This window comes from Streptomyces sp. NPDC053076 (assembly GCF_044546845.1).
Taxonomy (GTDB): Bacteria; Actinomycetota; Actinomycetes; order Streptomycetales; family Streptomycetaceae; genus Streptomyces.
The window spans coordinates 869436-887266 of the sequence record NZ_JBITZL010000002.1 but is presented as its reverse complement, the minus strand read 5'-3'; the positions used below and the strand labels follow the sequence as shown (position 1 = coordinate 887266).

Sequence of the window (17831 nt, the reverse complement as noted above, 5' to 3'; positions counted from 1 at the left end):
GGGAGGATCCGACGGCCACGCGGGCTCACTTGCTGAAGTCCTGCACGAGCTTGGAGATCGCCAGCTCGGCGTTGCCCAGGCCCTTGTCCAGCGACTCCTTGCCGCTGGCGACCTTGGGCAGCTCGGTGTCGAGCGGACCCCACAGGGAGCTGTACTCGGGCAGCGCCGGGCGGGGCTGGGCGGCGGACAGGACACCCTGGTAGCCGGCGATGCCGGGGTCGGCCTTGACCTTCGCGGTGTAGGCGTCGGAGCGGGTGGGCAGGGTGGAGTTCTTCAGGGCGATGGTCTCCTGGGCCTGCGCCGAGGTCATGAACTTCACGAACTTCAGGGCCGCGTCCTGGTGGGCCTTGTCGGAGCCGGCGTAGACCGAGAGGTTGTGGCCGCCGGTGGGGGCGCCCGCCTTGCCGGTGGAGCCGGCCGGGACGGTGGCGATGCCGAGGTTGTTCTTGTCCTTGAAGGCGCTGCCCTTGTAGAAGTTCGTGATCTCCCAGGGTCCCTGGAGGATCGCGGCGACCTTGCCGTTGACGAACGCGTCCTGGATGTGGGCGTAGGCGTCGGCGGTGGCGTCGGCCTTGTGCAGGCCCTTGCCGGAGAACAGGCTCAGCCAGGTGCCGTAGCCCTTCTTGGCGGCGGCGGAGTTCACGGTGATCTTCTTGGCACCGGCGTCGACGGTGTCGGTGCCCTCGCCGTAGAGGAAGCTCTGGGCGTAGTACGCCTGGGTGGAGCCCCAGTAACCGTCGACCTCGGCCTTGCCCTTGATCTTGGCGGCGTCGGCCCTCAGCTCGTCCCAGGTCTTGGGGGCCTCGGTGATGCCGGCCTTCTTGAACAGGGCCTTGTTGTAGACCAGGGCGAGGGTGTCGGTGACCAGCGGGACGCCGTAGGTCTTGCCCTCGTACTGGGCCTGCTTGATCAGGTTCGGCTCGAACTTGGCCTGGTCGGCGAGGGCCTCGGTGCCGTCCAGGGGCAGGAAGAAGCCCTTCTTGGCGAAGGCCGGGGTCCAGCCGACCTCGGAGCGCAGCACGTCCGGTGCGCCCTTGGCGCCGGCCGCGGTGTCGAACTTGTTCTGCGCCTGGTCGAAGGGGACGTCGACGTACTTGACCTTGATGTCCTTGTTGGCGGCCTCGAACTGCTGGACCAGGGCCTTGTACGTCGGCGCCTCGTTGGTGGCGTTGGAGGTGTCCCACCAGGTGATGGTGACCGGGCCGTCCGACTTCCCGCTGTCGCTGTCGCTCCCGTTGCACGCCGTCGCCGTCAGGGCGAGGGACGCCACCAGCGCGGAGGCCGCTATGCCACGCCGCATGAGTTCTCCTTGAGGGTTAAGCCCGAGTGGTACAGAAGGCGGTCCCGTCCGCCCCTGCGAACTTGCCGACTGCGCCGTTGCCGCGGCCGGGCGACCAGGAACGTAACAGCGATGTAAGCGCCGCGAAAGACCTTGCAGAAAAAAAGTGCAAGAGGACACGATGGTTACCCGGCCGTGACCGGCCGTCGACCGCCGCGCAACCCGTTGATGCAGGGGTTGAGCGGCGAAGACGACACTTGTGCAAGACTCTGCAAGCTCTTGCCAGCGTGAATCCGAGGGAGCGCGATGACGCAGCAACCCACGGCAGGCCGTGCGCCCGCCCGTGCCCGGCGACCGGCCGGTGTGCAAGGGGAGATACGACCGGTACAGTCCAGTGGCGTGACCACACGGCTAGCCGACATCGCTGCGCAGGCGGGGGTGAGTGAAGCGACGGTCAGCCGGGTCCTCAACGGGAAACCGGGCGTCGCCGCCACCACCCGCCAGTCCGTGCTCGCCGCACTGGACGTACTGGGCTACGAGCGCCCGGTACGGCTGCGGCAGCGCAGCGAGGGCCTGGTGGGACTGATCACGCCGGAGCTGGAGAACCCGATATTCCCCGCCCTGGCCCAGGTCATCGGCCAGGCGCTGACCCGCCAGGGCTACACGCCGGTGCTCGCCACGCAGACCCCGGGCGGGTCGACCGAGGACGAGCTGACCGAGATGCTGGTGGACCGTGGGGTCGCCGGGATCATCTACGTCTCCGGACTGCACGCGGACACCACCGCCGACATGCAGCGCTACGAGCGGCTGCGGGCGCAGGGCGTGCCGTTCGTGCTGGTGGACGGGTTCTCGCCGAAGGTGCAGGCGCCGTTCATCTCCCCCGACGACCGGGCGGCGATGGCGCTCGCGGTGACGCATCTGGCGTCGCTGGGGCACACCAGGATCGGGCTCGCGCTCGGGCCCAGGCGGTTCGTACCCGTGCAGCGCAAGATCGAGGGTTTCGTCCGGGCGATGCAGGACCAGCTGGGGCTGGCCGCGGACACCGTCGAGACCGAGCTGGTCCAGCACTCGCTGTACACGCTGGAGGGCGGGCAGGCCGCGGCGACCGCGCTGATCGAGCGCGACTGCACGGCGGTGGTCTGCGCCAGCGACATGATGGCGCTGGGCGCGATACGGGCGGCCCGGCAGCGGGGCCTGGAAGTGCCCCGGGACGTGTCGGTGGTCGGGTTCGACGACTCCCCGCTCATCGCCTTCACCGACCCGCCGCTGACCACGGTCCGCAAGCCGGTCCCGGCGATGGGGCAGGCGGCGGTGCGCACGCTGCTGGAGGAGATCGGCGGGACACCGGCGCCGCACAGCGAATTCGTGTTCATGCCGGAGCTGGTGGTACGCGGTTCCACCGCTTCCGCGCCGAATGTCCTCCGTACGTCGTAGAAGGTGCGCTGCGGACCCAACCTTGGGATGATCGGCCGAAGAAGCCTTTTCTGGCAGACTCTGTACCTATGAGTGACTCGACCGTGACAGAGCCGGAAGGTCGCGAGGAGGTGGCCGTTCCGCGGGCCGTCACGGGCGAGGGCAGACAGGGTCCGCTGGGCCGGCTGCGACGCCCGCGGCGGCCCCGGCTGTGGTTCGAGATCCTTCTGATCGCGGTGAGTTACTGGACGTACTCGCTGACCCGCAACGCCGTCCCGGAGCAGCGGGCCGCGGCGCTGCGCAACGCGGACTGGATCTGGCGCGTCGAGCACGCGCTGGGCGTCGGCGTCGAGCAGTCGGTCAACCACGCCGTGAACTCGGTGAATTGGCTCATCGTAGGGATGAACTACTACTACGCCACACTGCACTTCGTCATCACGCTCGGTGTGCTGGTGTGGCTGTACCGGTGGCATCCCGGCCGGTACGCGGCGACCCGGCTGGTGCTGTTCGCGACCACGGGCGTGGCCCTGCTCGGTTACTATCTGTTCCCGCTCGCGCCGCCCCGGCTGATGGGCGGCGGGTATTTCGTGGACACCGTGTCGGCGCACCACACGTGGGGCTCGATGGCCTCCGGGGACCTCAAGCACATGTCGAACCAGTACGCGGCGATGCCGTCGATGCACATCGGCTGGTCGCTGTGGTGCGGGCTGACGATCTTCGCGCTGGCGTCGGTGCCCTGGGCGCGGGTGCTGGGGCTGCTGTACCCGGCGGCCACCCTCCTGGTGATCGTTGCCACGGCCAACCACTTCTGGCTGGACGCGGTGGGCGGCGCGCTCTGCATCGGCTTCGGGTTCGCGCTGGCCCGGGCCTGGTACGGCAGCCGGCCGTACGCGCTGCCCCGGCTGGTCCCGGCGCCCGCCGGCCGGCCGCTCGCGTCCGCTCAGTCCGCGTAGAACAGCTCCTCCACGACCGCGCGCGCCCTGCGGGCGGTACGACGGTAGGCGTCCAGCATGTCCCCGGCGTGCCCGGCGCCGTAGCCCAGGTAGCGGCCGACGGCGGCCAGCTCGCGCGGCTCGGTGGGGAAGGTGTCCCCGGCCCGGCCGCGCACCAGCATGACCGCGTTGCGCACCCGGGTGGCCAGCACCCACGCCTCGTCCAGGGTCTCCGTGTGCTCGGCGGACAGCAGCCCGGCCTCGCGGGCGGCGGCCAGGGCCTGACGGGTGCGGGTGGTGCGCAGGCCCGCCTCGCGGTGGCCGTGGCGCAGCTGGAGCAGCTGGACGGTCCACTCGACGTCGGACAGGCCGCCGGGGCCGAGCTTGGTGTGCAGCTTGGGGTCGGCGCCGCGTGGCAGCCGCTCGGACTCCATCCGGGCCTTCAGCCGGCGGATCTCGCGGACCGACTCGTCCGTGAGACCGGCGGCCGGATGGCGCAGGGGGTCGATCAGCTCGATGAAGCGCCGGCCCAGGTCCTCGTCGCCGGCCACCGGCTCGGCCCGCAGCAGCGCCTGGGACTCCCAGACCAGGGACCAGCGGCGGTAGTACGCCTCGTACGACTTCAGGGTGCGCACCAGCGGGCCCGTCTTGCCCTCGGGGCGCAGGTCGGCGTCGATGAGCAGCGGCGGGTCGGCGCTGGGCAGCTGGAGCAGCCGGCGCATCTCGGCGACGACCTTGTTGGCGGCGGCTGACGCCTCGTGCTCGTCCACGCCGTCCTGGGGCTCGTGCACGAAAAGGACGTCGGCGTCGGAGCCGTAGCCCAGCTCGTGTCCGCCGAAGCGGCCCATCCCGATGATCGCGAACCGGGTGGGCAGGGTGTCGCCCCAGCCGTCCCGGACGACCGCGCTCAGGGTGCCGGCGAGGGTGGCCTTGGTGAGGTCGGAGACGGCCGCGCCGACCCGGTCCACCAGGGCGCCCTGGTCGGCCTCGGCGGGGTTGGTCTCGGTGCCGTAGGAGCCGACGATGTCGGCGGCCGCGGTGCGGAACAGCTCGCGGCGGCGCACGCCACGGGCCGCGGTGACGCCCTGCGCGGCGCTCCCCGCCCGGCCCACGGCCGCCACGATCTCCTGCTCCAGGGCGGTGCGCGAGCGCGGTGCGAGACCGCCGCCGTCGCCGTCGCCCAGCAGGGCCACCGCCTCGGGGGCACGCATCAGCAGGTCCGGGGCGAGGCGGCCCGCCGACAGGACGCGGGCGAGGTTCTCCGCCGCCGCGCCCTCGTCGCGCAGCAGCCGCAGATACCAGGGGGTCTTGCCGAGCGCGTCGGAGACCTTGCGGAAGTTCAGCAGGCCGGCGTCCGGGTCGGCGGAGTCGGCGAACCAGCCGAGGAGGACCGGGAGCAGGGTGCGCTGGATGGCCGCCTTGCGGGTCACGCCGGAGGCCAGGGCCTCCAGGTGGCGCAGGGCGGCGGCCGGGTCGGCGTAACCGAGCGCCACCATGCGTTCGCGGGCCGCCTCGGGGCTCAGCCGGGCCTCGCCCGGGGCGAGCTGGGCGACCGCGTCGAGGAGCGGGCGGTAGAAGAGCTTCTCGTGCAGCCGGCGTACGACGCCGGTGTGCCGCCGCCACTCGCGGTTCAGGCCGTCCACCGGGTCGGTGCGCAGCCCCAGGGAGCGGCCGAGGCGGCGCTGGTCCGCCTCCGCCTCGGGGACGAGGTGGGTGCGGCGCAGGCGGAACAGCTGGATGCGGTGCTCCAGGGAGCGCAGGAAGCGGTACGCCTCGGCCAGGCGGGCCGCGTCCTCACGGCCGACGTAGCCGCCGGCGGCGAGGGCCTGGAGAGCGTCCAGGGTGCTGCCGCTGCGCAGGGCGGCGTCGGTGCGGCCGTGCACCAACTGGAGGAGCTGGACGGCGAATTCGACGTCCCGGAGGCCGCCGGGGCCGAGTTTGAGTTCGCGGTCGATCTCGGCTGCGGGGATGTTCTCCACCACACGGCGGCGCATCTTCTGGACGTCCGTCACGAAGTTCTCGCGTTCGGCCGCCTTCCAGACCAGGGGTTCGAGCGCGTCGATGTACGCCCGGCCGAGGTCCGCGTCGCCGGCCACCGGCCGGGCCTTGAGGAGGGCCTGGAACTCCCAGGTCTTCGCCCAGCGTTGGTAGTAGGCGAGGTGGCTGCTGAGGGTGCGGACGAGCGGGCCGTTGCGGCCCTCGGGGCGGAGGTTGGCGTCCACCGGCCAGATGGAGCCCTCGACGGTCGTCTCGGAGCAGATCCGCATCAGGTGCGAGGCCAGTCTCGTCGCGGATCCGAGTGCTTTGGGTTCGGGGGTGCCTTCGGTCGGTTCCGCCACGAAGATCACGTCCACGTCCGAGACGTAGTTCAGCTCGTGGCCGCCGCACTTGCCCATCGCGATCACCGCGAGGCGGCAGGCGGCGGCGTCCTCGGGGGCGTCGCGTTCGGCGAGGGCCAGGGCCGCGCGGAGGGTGGCGGTGGCCAGGTCGGCGAGTTCCGCGGCGGTCTCGGCGACGTCCGTGGTGCCGCAGACGTCGCGGGCGGCGATGGAGAGCAGGCAGCGGCGGTAGGCGACGCGGAGGGAGATCGGGTCGGTGGCCTCGGCCAGGCCGCGTTCGAACTCCGCGACGCCCGGGTGGAGGTCGTGCGGCTCGTAGGTGACCAGGGCCTGCCAGTCACTGGGGTGGCGGGCCAGGTGGTCGGCGAGGGCGGTGGAGGCGCCGAGGATGCCGAGGAGGCGGTCGCGCAGGGGCTTGGCCGCGATGAGGGTGTCCAGCAGTTCGCGGTGGGCGGTGGGGCCGTCCTGGGCCTCCAGGAGCCGGGCCAGGCCCAGCAGGGCGAGGTCGGGGTCGGCGGTGGCGCCCAGGGCTTCCAGGAGGACCGGGTCGTCGCGGACGGGGGCCAGCTCGGGGCCGTCGAGCAGGCGCTCGGCGGCGGAGGGGTCGGTGAAGCCGTGTCGCAGCAGACGGGTGAAGGTACTGCTCCTGCGCCCCGGCGTCATCTCCGTGGCCTCCCCTCGGGTGCTCGGGTGTCCTGGCCAGAGCCTAACCGGAGAGGCCGGGTGCGGCTTCGCCCGCCGGTGGGTGCGGGCCCTTGTGGTCTGCCCCGGCGGCCGTCCCCCCGGGTACGCGGTGGCTGTGGTGCGTGTCTGTCCCGCCGTGCCCGGGTACGGGCCGCCCCGGGCTCGGGTCGGGCGGGGGCGGGGCCGGCGTCTGCGGTGCTTCGGCCGGGCCGCCGTCACCGACCTGTCCGGACGGCACGCCTGGTGACCTGAATCCCCGCTTCAGGCCACTAGTTCTGCTCGGCCCGTTCCGTCTGGCGAGGGTGGCCGGTCGCGGCCGCGTACGCGCCGGTCAGCCAGAGCGCCACGGCCAGGAGGGCGGCCGAGGTGGCGGAAGCCGGGTGCAGGGACCAGGCCCAGGGCTGCGGGGTGTTGTCGCTGCGCACGCCGATGAGCAGCGTCGGCCCGAACATGCCCAGTGGCAGCAGCCAGGCGAGACCGCTGCCGAACAGGCGGGCGCTGATCATGGCGAGGCCGAGGTAGCCGACGACGTTGCGGGCGGCCGAGACGGTCACCTCCCGCGTGGCGCCGGCGAGCAGCGGAAGCGCGCTCAGGGCCAGCGCCAGGACGAGCAGTCCCACCAGGTACACGGCCCGGTGACGCCGCATCGGCTGGGCGGACGTCCGCTCCAGGTCGGCCATGGGCGAGAAGAGGGTGGTGGCCAGGATCACGGCGTAGGCGAGCGGTACGACCTCGGCCACCGGGACGCTGAAGTCGACCAGGTACCGGAACTGCGGCAGGGCCACGCGCTGCCCGGCGAACGCGGTGGCCGCCAGGGCGACGAGCAGGGCCGGCCCGACGGCCCGGGGCAGGCCCCGGCAGCGCAGAAAGGCGACGGCGGCGCTGTGCCGGGGGCTGCGTACCGGGCTCATGCGAGGTGACTCCACAGGATCCGCCGCGGGGTTCACCGCGGAAGCGGGGGTACGGGCTCGCAGGCGCGGATCCGCTTGGCCGCCTGCTCGATCCAGGCGTCCTGTGCGGCACGCGGGGCGCTGGTGACCCGGGTGAGGGCGCGGCCGAACTTCTCGCCGAAGTAGTCGCCGGGCGCACCGACGCGGTCACGTACGACGGCCTCGAAGAGGAAGGTGTCGGGGTAGCCGCCGATCTCCTGGAGGATGTGGGGCGCGCAGTCCGGCGACGTGGGCTGGGGCAGCGCCGCGGCGAACATGGCGGCGGTCAGGTCGGCCTGACTCTCGGCCGGCGACATCACGGACAGTGCGGCGGTGTCGCCCGCCGGACGCTTCAGGCCGTCGGCGTAGAAGCGGCGGTTGAACCCGTCCAGCGAGCCGAGCCGCGAGTCCACGGTCCGCACCGCGGCGCGCGCCTGCGGCAGGAGGTGGCGGTCCTCGGGCCACAGGCACAACGTGGTGCCACCGCTGCCGGCGCAGAGCGGATGCGCGGGCTGCGCCTTGCGGACCGCCCAGTACGAGTCGGGTGCGGGGGTGCGGAACGCCACGAGGGTGCCGCCGGCGACCAGGGCGACGAGGGCGAGCGCCCCCAGGGCCACGGGCCGCGGCGTGAGGGCCGCGCGGCGCCGCAGCGCGGGCAGCGCGAGCAGCAGCAGGCCGAGGGGCAGACACCAGGCGACCGCGGTGAGCATGCGGGTGGTGTTCGGCTCGAACTCCGAGCTCCAGAACTCGTCGATGGCCGGGAACAGCTTGTCGAGGGCGGTGCCGGGCACGAACGCGACGACGACGAAGAGGCCGTACCAGAGGATTCCGGCGAAGGGCGCGATCACCCGCGACGGGAGCGCCGAGCCGATGGCGACCCCGAGGGCGATCTGCAGGCCCATCATGCTCGCGCCGAGCAGCAGCGGTGTCCACGCGGGTTCGGTGACGTCACTGACCGCCGCCGTGCGCGAGAAGGCGATGACGACGAACAGGACGTAGGCGATCAGGGCCCACAGCCATGCCGCGAGCCACAGCAGCAAAGCCTGTGACCATCCGTCCCTGGCGGCGGTGTCGGCCCAGGGGCGGGTGCGGTGGCGGAAGGCACGGCCCGCTCCCCAGGCGCCCGCCGCGCTCATCACCGAGCCCATGACGATCACCGAGAAGAGCTGGACCTGGAGGCTGGTCTGGGTCCACCAGCCGATCCAGTCGCTGTCGCCGGGGCTCTCGGCCGTGAAGTAGTAGACGCCGACGGCTCCCATGAGGGCGGCGGCCCACTTGGCCTCTCCCCGCCGCATCTCGGTCAGCAGGATGCGCATCAGATCGCCGCCGCTTCCGTGCCGGCCAGGTGCAGGTAGCCGGCTTCCACGGCCGTACCGTCGACTTCGGTGTCCCCGGCGCCGGGGTCCGCGGGGGACGCGTCGCGGGCCGGCAGGGCGCACAGTTCGGCGACCGTACCGGTGAAGCGGACCGTGCCGTCGAGCAGGACGGCGACCCGGTCGCACACGTGCGCGACGTCCTCGGCCAGGTGGGTGCTCATGACGACGGCGCAGCGGTCGCCCAACTCCCTGATGAGGCTTCGGAAGCCGACCCGCTGGGCCGGGTCGAGTCCGACCGTCGGCTCGTCGAGGAGGACCAGGGAGGGTTCGTTCACCATGGCCTGGGCGATGCCGACGCGGCGCAGCATGCCGCCGGACAGCGCACCCATCCTGCGGCCGGCGTGCTGGTCCATCTGCACCAGGCGGAGGGCTTCGACGGCCCGTTGCCGTCGCCGGGCGGCCGGGACCTTGCGCAGCCATGCCGCGTACTCGGTGAACTCGAGGACGGTGAAGCGGGGGTAGAAGCCGAAGGACTGCGGGAGCACTCCGGTCCGCTGCCTGAGCCGTTGCACGCGGGCCCGTCCCGTCGCCTGCTCCCCCAGGAGGGTGACGGTCCCGGACCTGGGCGTGCGAGCCGTGCTCAGCAGCGACAGCAACGTGCTCTTCCCCGCTCCGTTGGGACCGAGCAGACCGGTGACCCCGGGGGGGAAGGCGAGGGAGACATCGTCGAGGGCGATCGTCGTTCCGTACCGCACGGTGACGCCCGCGACCGCCGCGACCGGCTGGGAGCCGGTCGCGGCGGTGCTGTGGTGAGTGGTCACGTGGTTCCTGAGTTCGGATCAGTTTTCGGCGCTGGCGTAACCATAGGCCCGGCTGCCGGGGATACCGGCCCAGCTGGCCTTGGTGTAGTACTTGCCGCCGGTGCTCGTGCCCTTGTACGAGCCGCAGCCGTAGCCCTGCTTGTAGCTGCGGGACGTGCTGGCGATCTGCGGGTCGGGGCGCAGGCTCTTGTCCTGGTAGATGTAGACGCTGAAGGTCCTGGTGTCGTTCACCGGTACGTCGCCGCACGGCTTGGCGTGGCCGCTGCCGCTGCCCTTCCAGCGGTCGCCGTCCTCCGCGCTGCCCGCGGTGGCGATGGAGAACGGAAGCCTACTGGTGTTGATCTCGGCCGCGACCGCGGTCACCGCGGGTACGCCGATGGCGACGGCGGTCAGCGTCCCCACGACCGCGAGCTTGCGCTTCCCCGTAAGGCTCTTACGCATGAATCCCCCTGAGAACAGGCTTACTTGGTCGATGACCACCCTAGGCGGAAGACCTGACGGATCGCTCGCCAATTAGTTCGACTATGCCAATGATCACCTTTACTGCGGGGTCCTTGCGGATGCGCTATGGATGCGTCTGAGCCAGCAGATCGGTCATCGTCCCCGCCGCCTTGACCGCCGCGTCGGCGCAGCAGTTGTTGAAGAGCAGGTGGACTTCCTTGGTCCGCGCGGCCAGTGGCCGGATGCGGGGCAGCCACTCGGCGAGTTCCCGCTCGGTGTAGGCGTGCCGGAAGCGCTCCTCCTTCGTGCCCGTTCGCCAGAGCGGGCTGCGGCCGTGGAAGCGGACCACGGCCAGGTGGGGAGTGGTGACGGGGGCCTGCTGCAGGCCCTCGTGGGTGTCCGTGGCCACGGCCGTGGCGTCCAGGTCCGTGAGGAAGGACGCCGTGCGGTCGCTCTCCCACCAGGCGGGGTTGCGGAACTCCACGGCGAACGGCCAGTCGTGGGCGCGTTCCCGGGCGGTGCGGATGAAGGACTCGGCCCGCGGACCCGGCGTGAGGGAGGGCGGGTACTGGAAGAGGAGGGTGCCCAGGCGGCCGGCGTCCCGGAGGGGGGTCAGGGCTTCGGCGTAGCGGCTCCAGATCTCGGCGCGCAGGGTCTCGTCCCGGGGGTGGCCGCGGAGGTCCGGGGGGAGCGCGGCGGGGCGGGTGGGGTGACCGGTGAGGAGGGAGAACGCCTTGACGTCGAAGCGGAAACCGGGGGGCGTGCGGTCCGCCCAGAGGGCTGTGGTGCGGGCGGTGGGCAGGGCGTAGTACGGGGAGTCGGCTTCCGCCAGCGGGAACCGGGTCGCGTAGTGGCGCAGACGCTTTTCCGCGTCACGGTGGCCGGGTGGGTACCAGCCGCTGCGGAGCAGCGCCGGGTCGGTCCAGCCGCAGGTGCCGATGAGGATGTCCGCCATGGGAGCGCCAGTACCCGCCGTTCATCCGGTCTTCACCCGTGAGGTTGGCCGCCGTGGGCCACGGGAATATTGGCGTGAGCATGCTCTGTCCGCACCGCCAGCCGTCCATCCCATCCCGGAGGTTGATGTGTCCGGCAGTTCCGTGTTCCGCCGTGCCCGTACCGTCGTGGCGTCCGCGGCGGCCCTCGCCGCGGCCGCGGTCGGGCTGTGGACCGGGCTCGGCCAGGAGTCCGCGCACGCCGCGGGCGCCGTCCCCAGCCCGGACCACGTGGTCGTCGTGGTCTTCGAGAACCATGCGTACAGCCAGGTCATCGGGTCCTCCAGCGCGCCGTACATCAACTCGCTGAAGGCAGGCGGCGCCAATCTGACCCAGTCGTACGCCGAGACCCACCCGAGCCAGCCCAACTACTTCGCGATGTTCTCCGGTTCCACGCAGGGCATCACCGACGACAGCTGCTACACCCCGGGCTTCTCCTCGGCGCCCAACCTCGCGTCCGAGCTGATCGCCGCCGGCCGCAGCTGGGCCAGCTACAACGAGACCCTGCCCAGCCAGGGGTCCACGACCTGTAGCAGCGGCACGTACGCGCGCAAGCACAACCCCTGGTTCGGGTTCAGCAACGTGCCGACGTCGAGCGCCAAGACCTTCGCGCAGTTCCCGACGGACTACTCGACGCTGCCGAAGCTGTCGTACGTGGTACCGAACCTGTGCAGCGACATGCACGACTGCTCGGTGTCCAGCGGTGACACCTGGCTGAAGAACAACCTGGGCGCCTACGCGACCTGGGCCAAGACCCACAACAGCCTGCTCGTCGTCACCTTCGACGAGGACAACCGGCTGAGCGGGAACAAGATCCCCACCGTGTTCTACGGGCAGCCCGTGGCCGCCGGGTCCAGCTCCGCCACCACGTACAACCACTACGACCTGCTGCGCACCCTGGAGGACACCCAGGGCCTGACCACGCACGCGGGCAACGCGGCCGCCGCCAAGGACATCACCGGCATCTGGGCGTCCTGACGTGTACGTAGCGGACAGCCGTGCCAGTACGTCCGCTCCCGGTTCCGCCCGGCCGCAGGCCGGGCGGAACCGTGCCGCGGTCGCGCCGACCGTCCTCGCGCTGGGGGCGGTGAGCCTGGTCACCGACGTGTCGTCGGAGATGGTCACGGCGGTGCTGCCGCTGTACCTGGTGACCGGACTCGGCCTGTCCCCCCTGGGCTTCGGACTGCTGGACGGCATCTACAACGGTTTCTCGGCCCTCGTACGCCTCGTCGGCGGGCACCTCGCCGACCGGGGCGGCGGGCGGCACAAGTGGGTCGCCGGGCTGGGGTACGGCGTCTCGGCCGTGTGCAAGCCCCTGTTGCTGATGGCGCACTCGCTCACCCCGATCGGGTTGGTGCTCGCCGCCGACCGCACGGGCAAGGGCCTGCGGACGGCTCCGCGCGACGCGCTGATCTCCCTGTCCAGCACACCGGAGACACGGGGGCGCGCCTTCGGAGTGCACCGGGCGATGGACACGGCCGGGGCCCTGCTGGGGCCACTGGCGGCGTTCCTGATCCTGCGGGCCACCGTGGACGGCTACGACGCGGTGTTCACCGTGAGCTTCTGCGTGGCCGTGCTGGGCGTGCTGGTGCTCGTGCTCTTCGTGCCGGGCGGGCGCGCTACGGCGGCCGTGGCTCAGCGGCCGACCCTGCGGGCGGCGGTGGGGCTGCTGCGCGGCCGGGACCTGCGCCGGATCACCGTCTGCGCGCTGCTGCTGGGTCTCGCCACGGTCAGCGACTCCTTCGTCTACCTGCTCCTCCAGCGCCGCCTGGGCGTCCCCGACCGCTGGTTCGCGCTGCTGCCCCTGGGCACGGCCGCCGCGTTCCTGCTGCTGGCCGTGCCGCTCGGCCGGCTCGCGGACCGGGTGGGCCGGTGGACGGTGTTCCTGGCCGGGCACGGCGCCCTGCTCCTCGCCTATCTCCTGCTGCTGACCTCGTGGCACGGCGCGGGTCTGCCGTACCTCGTCCTCGCCCTGCACGGCGCCTTCTACGCGGCGACCGACGGGGTGCTGATGGCGGCGGCCTCGGACAGCGTGCCGGAGGCGCTGCGCTCGTCGGGGCTGGCCGTCGTGCAGACGGGGCAGGCGCTGACCCGGTTCGCCTGCTCGCTGCTGTTCGGCGCCGCCTGGACGGTGTGGGGCGACCGGGCGGCGCTGGCCGGGGCGGCGGCGGCGCTGGCCGTGTGCGCCGCCTTCTCCCTCACGCTGCGCCCGAAGGGAACGGTTCCGGCATGACCGTACGCAACCGTGTCCTGATCCTGGTGGCGGCCGTCGCCGTGCTGGCGGCGGTCGCGCTGGCGTCCGTGCTGCACGCCTCCGCGCGGGCGGACCGCCGCAACCACACGCAGGCGGGCGGCCCACGGGTCACCTCCGGCGCGGTGACGCTGAACGGGTCAGGTCGCCTGGTGTTCCGGAACATGGCCTGGGGACCGCACCGCGACGAGCTGACGAGCGTCCCGGCCGCCGACCCGGCCGCGCCGCGTACCGCCTCGGGCGTCAAGTGCCTGCGGTTCTACGCCGCTTCGGGAACCGGGGTGTGCCTTCAGGCCGTGCACGGGCCGGTCTCGGACACCTATCGCGCGCTGATCCTGGACGCGCGCCTGCACACCGTGGACCGCTACGACGTGCCGGGCATCCCGTCCCGGGCGCGGGTCTCCCCCACCGGACACCTCGCCGCCTGGACCGCGTTCGTGGGCGGTGACTCGTACGCCGGTACGAACTTCTCCACGCGGGCGGCCATCGTGGACACCCGCAGCGGGAAACTCATCCCGTCCCTGGAGACCTTCCGGATCGTCAAGGACGGGCATCCGTACCGGGCGGCGGACGCCAACTTCTGGGGCGTGACGTTCGCGGCGGACGACCGCACGTTCTACGCGACGCTGGCGACCGGGGGGCGCACGTACCTGGTCCGCGGCGATCTGCGCCGCCGTACGGTCACCACGCTGCACACCAATGTGGAGTGCCCGTCCCTGTCGCCCGACGGCACCCGGATCGCGTACAAGAAGCGGGTCGCGGGGCTGCCGAAGGACGCGCCCTGGCGGCTGTACGTCCTGGACCTGCGGACCATGCGGGAGACCCCGCTCGCCGAGCCGCGCAGCGTGGACGACCAGGCGGTGTGGAAGGACGCGCACACGGTCGTGTACGCGCTGCCCGGGGACTACGGCGCCGATCTGTACGAGGTCCCGGCGGACGGGTCGGGGCAGCCGCGCCGGATCAGCCCGGCCGCGGTGTCCCCGGCGTACCTGTCCTGAGGTCCGCCACTCAGGTGCAGACCAGCAGCGCCGACGAGGGCAGTTCGGCGGCGCCTCGCACGCGGTCGCGGCCGGCCGTGACGCGGACGAGGCGCAGCCCGGGCAGGGCCGCGAGCGGCGCTACGTCGATGTCTCCTTCCGCGCTCATGTCCCCGGTGAGCGTGCACTCGGCCACGGCGGGGAACGCCCGGGGCAGCCGGTGCACCGCCGCCTGCAGCGTCCGCTCGCCGCCGCCACCGAACAGGGTGAGCGAGGTGACGTGCGCCAGGACCGTGGCCGGCGGCAGTGTCTCCAGCGAGGAGGCGTCGAGCGCGATGTCCCGCAGAGCGGGCATCCGGCCGAGCTCCTCCCAGTCCTCGGCCGAGGCCGGGTTCGACGCGGAGTTGAGGCCGAGCGTCCGCAGGGTGCGCAGACCGGCCAGACCCCGCAGGCCGTTCGCCGGCCTCATCCCGCCCTCCAGCCACAGTCCGCGCAGCGAGCCCGCGGGCAGGTCTTCCGCGGACCACACCGCGCCTGGACGGCCGCGAAGCGTCGCAATGCCCAGTTGCGGCAGCCGGGACAGCGGGCGCAGGTCGAGATCGGGCCCCGAGCACGTCAGGGAGAGGACTTCCAGCGGGAGTCCGGCGAGCGCGGACAGATCCGCCAGCGCCGGGCAGTCCTCGACGACGAGCAGCCTCAGGTCCCGCTGCCCGGCCAGGAAGCCCAGATCGCGCGCGGCGGCGCTGGCGAGGATCAGCTCGGTGAGCCTGTTGCGGGAGGTGTACGCGACGACGGCCTCCAGGGAGACGCCGGTGCGCAGGTCCAGGCGGTCCGGCCGCAGCCCCAGACGGTCCAGCTCCCGCATCTGCGCGTCGGACTGGATCGTGTGGTCGAGCCCCGCCGGATCGAGGCGCGCGATGACCTCGTCGGCGTACCGGGTGCAGTCGAAACGCGGCCATGCCCACATGAGCTGGGCGCGGACGGCCTGGTACGGGTGGCCGGCGAACCGGGCCAGGAAGGGCAGAGCGGCGTCGGACTTGACGTGGGAAGCGGCGACGACCACGTGGAAGGCGGCCTCGTCGCTCAGCTTCTCCGGCTCGGGCAGCAGGCCGAGGATCAGCGGCCCCACCTCCGCCAGGGCTCGGGCCTCCTCCGGGCTCTCCGGCGGGATGAGCGTGGCGGTGCGCTGTTCCACGGCCTCCCGGACGGACGGCGCCAGGGAAGTGGCGTGCTCCAGGCAGGCGGCCGCGAGCAGGTAGACGCGCGCCTGGGTGCGTTTGTCGGAGGCCCTGTCACCGAGAGCCAGCAGGGCCTGGAAGAGGGTCTCCCGTTCGCGGGGGCGGGCCAGCGCCACGGCCATGCCGATGACGTCCTCCCACTGGTCGTCGGCCGCGTGGCCGGCGAGCAGGCCGAAGTCGTTCTCCTCCACGGCGGCCCGGGCACCCAGGAAGTCCTGGAAGGTGCGGTGGACGAAGTCCACGCTGCCGGGGACCGGTTCGCGCAGCAGGCCGCTCCGGTTGAGGAAGTAGGCGAAGACGGCCGACGCGTCGCCGAGGGCCGCCGCCTCGGCGACCGCGGGCAGGGCCCGGCCGATGATGGTCTCGGCGCGTGACCGGTCCATCTCCGTGCGGCCGTTCTTGATGAGCCAGTAGGCGAGCCGCTGCAACAGGTCGAGCTGCGGTTCCTCCCTCAGATCCGGTACGTCCATGTCGCGTTCGCGGTCGCGGCGGCTCAGCAGCATCGACAGCGCGGCCTCGTAGAGGTCCTTGCGGCCCTGCGGAAGGTAGCCGTGCCGGTCGCGGTGCAGTGCGCAGATCAACCCGCACATCAGGGGGTTGGTCGCCAGCCGGCCCAGGTCCGGTTTGGTGCGGATGGCCGTCAGGAGCTGCCGCTCGTACCGGTCGTCACCGGCGTCGCCGTCGGTGCCGACGCGTGCGGCCCGGTGCCACCGCTCGACGAAGGTCGCGATGTCGGCGGGGCTCATCGGGGACAGCGTCAGCTCCGTGAAGCCTTCCTCGGCGAGCCAGTTCTCGGCCACGGCGGGCGGCCGGGAGGTGACCAGCCAGCGGTTGCCGCCGTCGTAGGTCTCGACCAGGTCCCGCAGCCAGGTGCGGGTGCGTTCGCGTTCGGCGTCGGGGACCTCGTCGATGCCGTCGACCAGGATGAGGCCCCGGCCCGCGGTGAGGACGCGGTGCTCCCATCCGGCGGGCTGGCTGCCGGCCAGCGGGCTGCCGACGGCGGCCAGGAAGTCCTTCGGCGCGGGCAACGCCTCTCCGTGCCGGGTGAGGGTGCGCAGCGGCAGGACGAACGGTATCCGGTCCTGGAGGTACGCCGCGTGCTCGGGGACGTCGTGCCGGGCGGCCGTGACGGCCAGCCACTGCACCAGGGTGCTCTTCCCCGAACCGGCCTCGCCGCGCAGCAGGATGCGGGGGCTGTCGGCCAGTGCCTGGTCGGCGGGCCGGTGGTCGGGCGCTTCGGACGGCAGCCGGTCGGGGATGCCGTGGACTGCGGTGGCGGCGGCCACGGCGTCGCGGTACGACGCCGTCATCAGCAGTCGGCGCGCCCTGTCCGGCGGCAACCGGTCCCCTGTCGTGCGAGCGCTGTTCGTGTCGCCGTGGACACCGCGGGGGTCCGGCGGCGTCAGGACATTGTCGGGGGTCAGGTCGGAGTGGGTCGGCAGGGCTTCGATGAGCCACCGGCTCGCCACGCGGTAGGCGGTCTCCGGCGACGTCGCCTCCAGACTCAGGTACGCGACGTCCAGCGGCCATCGTCTCGGCGTGTGGTTGAGGTCGAGGCCGTAGATGGTGAGCTTGCCGTGCTTCTTGGCCACGTGCGGGAGGTATTCCCGCTCGAAGGCGGCGTCCTCGCCCCCGGGCGGCGGGGTGCGCCGGACCAGCTCGTCGACCTTGGCGGTGAGCGAGTCGAGCGCGCGTGTCTGCTCGACCAGCGTGTGGGCGACGAAGGTCGAGCGCTGGGTGAAGAAGTGCAGGATGTGCAGGCACGCCGAGTCGAGCAGGCGCTCGTGGAAGTGGGCCGCGTCCGCGGAGAGTTCCCGCTCGGGGTGGCGGGCGGCGCGCCGGAGTTCACCGGCGAAGGCCCGGTGGCCGAGGCGCACGGCGTCGAGGTCGGTGAGGGTGAGGTCGCCGAGAGCGCGCAGAGTGCGGAAGAGGGCTTCGGTGACGGCGTCCCGCTCGTCGTCGGCGATCGCCGGTTCGCCGCTGCGCAGGGCCTGCTCGACCAGCTTGGCGGCGAGGCCACGGAGGTCGGACGCGGTGAGGCGGCGTTTCTCGCCCGTGAAGGAGACGTATCCGGAGAGCCGGATCGGTTTGTCGACCAGGCCGGCGCCGGGACCTTCGGTGACGAACAGCTTCCTTACCAGGGGGCCGATGACGGCCGACGCGAGGCGGGTTCCGATGGTTGCGGGTTCCACTTGTCCCCTTCTCGCTGCGACTTCCCG

13 protein-coding genes are annotated in these 17831 nt (G+C 72.4%); 5 read left to right on the top strand and 8 right to left on the bottom strand.

Going from position 1 to position 17831, the window contains the following annotated elements:
- Nucleotides 1–25: 25 nt before the first annotated feature.
- Nucleotides 26–1300: an extracellular solute-binding protein gene (locus tag ACIGYR_RS11255; RefSeq protein ID WP_391838903.1), complete on the bottom strand. Its 1275-nt coding sequence runs from the start codon at nucleotides 1298–1300 to the stop codon at nucleotides 26–28.
- A 378-nt stretch (nucleotides 1301–1678) separates the two neighbouring features.
- Here ACIGYR_RS11255 and ACIGYR_RS11250 point away from each other — a divergent pair, with 378 nt between their 5' ends.
- Entirely contained in the window at nucleotides 1679–2713 is a 1035-nt protein-coding gene (locus ACIGYR_RS11250) for a LacI family DNA-binding transcriptional regulator (protein ID WP_391838901.1), read from the top strand.
- Between the two features lie 68 nt (nucleotides 2714–2781).
- The gene (locus tag ACIGYR_RS11245; protein ID WP_391838899.1) at nucleotides 2782–3645 is read left to right on the top strand and encodes a phosphatase PAP2 family protein; all 864 of its coding nucleotides are present in this window, start codon (nucleotides 2782–2784) and stop codon (nucleotides 3643–3645) included.
- Here ACIGYR_RS11245 and ACIGYR_RS11240 read toward each other — a convergent pair.
- From ACIGYR_RS11240 to ACIGYR_RS11215, 6 genes are all read right to left on the bottom strand, one after another.
- A complete protein-coding gene (locus tag ACIGYR_RS11240; protein ID WP_399595644.1) occupies nucleotides 3633–6626 on the bottom strand; it encodes a bifunctional [glutamine synthetase] adenylyltransferase/[glutamine synthetase]-adenylyl-L-tyrosine phosphorylase in 2994 nt (997 codons plus the stop codon). The genes ACIGYR_RS11245 and ACIGYR_RS11240 overlap by 13 nt on opposite strands.
- 290 nt (nucleotides 6627–6916) lie before the next feature.
- A complete protein-coding gene (locus ACIGYR_RS11235; protein ID WP_399595645.1) occupies nucleotides 6917–7558 on the bottom strand; it encodes a hypothetical protein in 642 nt (213 codons plus the stop codon).
- Between the two features lie 32 nt (nucleotides 7559–7590).
- A complete protein-coding gene (locus ACIGYR_RS11230; protein WP_399595647.1) occupies nucleotides 7591–8892 on the bottom strand; it encodes a hypothetical protein in 1302 nt (433 codons plus the stop codon).
- On the bottom strand, nucleotides 8892–9713 hold the full coding sequence (locus ACIGYR_RS11225) for an ATP-binding cassette domain-containing protein (protein WP_399595649.1): 822 nt from the start codon (nucleotides 9711–9713) through the stop codon (nucleotides 8892–8894). The genes ACIGYR_RS11230 and ACIGYR_RS11225 overlap by 1 nt, the downstream gene beginning before the upstream one ends.
- Nucleotides 9714–9731: 18 nt before the next feature.
- On the bottom strand, nucleotides 9732–10154 hold the full coding sequence (locus ACIGYR_RS11220) for a hypothetical protein (RefSeq protein WP_399595650.1): 423 nt from the start codon (nucleotides 10152–10154) through the stop codon (nucleotides 9732–9734).
- A gap of 124 nt (nucleotides 10155–10278) precedes the next feature.
- Nucleotides 10279–11109, bottom strand: a complete 831-nt coding sequence (locus ACIGYR_RS11215; protein ID WP_399595652.1) for a DUF72 domain-containing protein — start codon at nucleotides 11107–11109, stop codon at nucleotides 10279–10281.
- Between the two features lie 127 nt (nucleotides 11110–11236).
- On the opposite strand from ACIGYR_RS11215, the gene ACIGYR_RS11210 reads away from it, so the two are divergent.
- From ACIGYR_RS11210 to ACIGYR_RS11200, 3 genes are read left to right on the top strand one after another with little or no spacing between them, the layout of a single operon-like run.
- The gene (locus ACIGYR_RS11210; protein ID WP_399595653.1) at nucleotides 11237–12124 is read left to right on the top strand and encodes an alkaline phosphatase family protein; all 888 of its coding nucleotides are present in this window, start codon (nucleotides 11237–11239) and stop codon (nucleotides 12122–12124) included.
- A gap of 1 nt (nucleotide 12125) precedes the next feature.
- Complete coding sequence (locus ACIGYR_RS11205) at nucleotides 12126–13379, top strand: MFS transporter (RefSeq protein ID WP_399595655.1); 1254 nt, start codon at nucleotides 12126–12128, stop codon at nucleotides 13377–13379.
- On the top strand, nucleotides 13376–14395 hold the full coding sequence (locus ACIGYR_RS11200; RefSeq protein ID WP_399595657.1) for a TolB family protein: 1020 nt from the start codon (nucleotides 13376–13378) through the stop codon (nucleotides 14393–14395). The genes ACIGYR_RS11205 and ACIGYR_RS11200 overlap by 4 nt, the downstream gene beginning before the upstream one ends.
- A gap of 10 nt (nucleotides 14396–14405) precedes the next feature.
- Here ACIGYR_RS11200 and ACIGYR_RS11195 read toward each other — a convergent pair whose 3' ends face one another.
- Nucleotides 14406–17804 carry an NACHT domain-containing protein gene (locus tag ACIGYR_RS11195; RefSeq protein WP_399595658.1) on the bottom strand — a complete coding sequence of 1133 codons (3399 nt, stop codon included), beginning with the start codon at nucleotides 17802–17804 and terminating at the stop codon, nucleotides 14406–14408.
- Nucleotides 17805–17831: the final 27 nt, after the last annotated feature.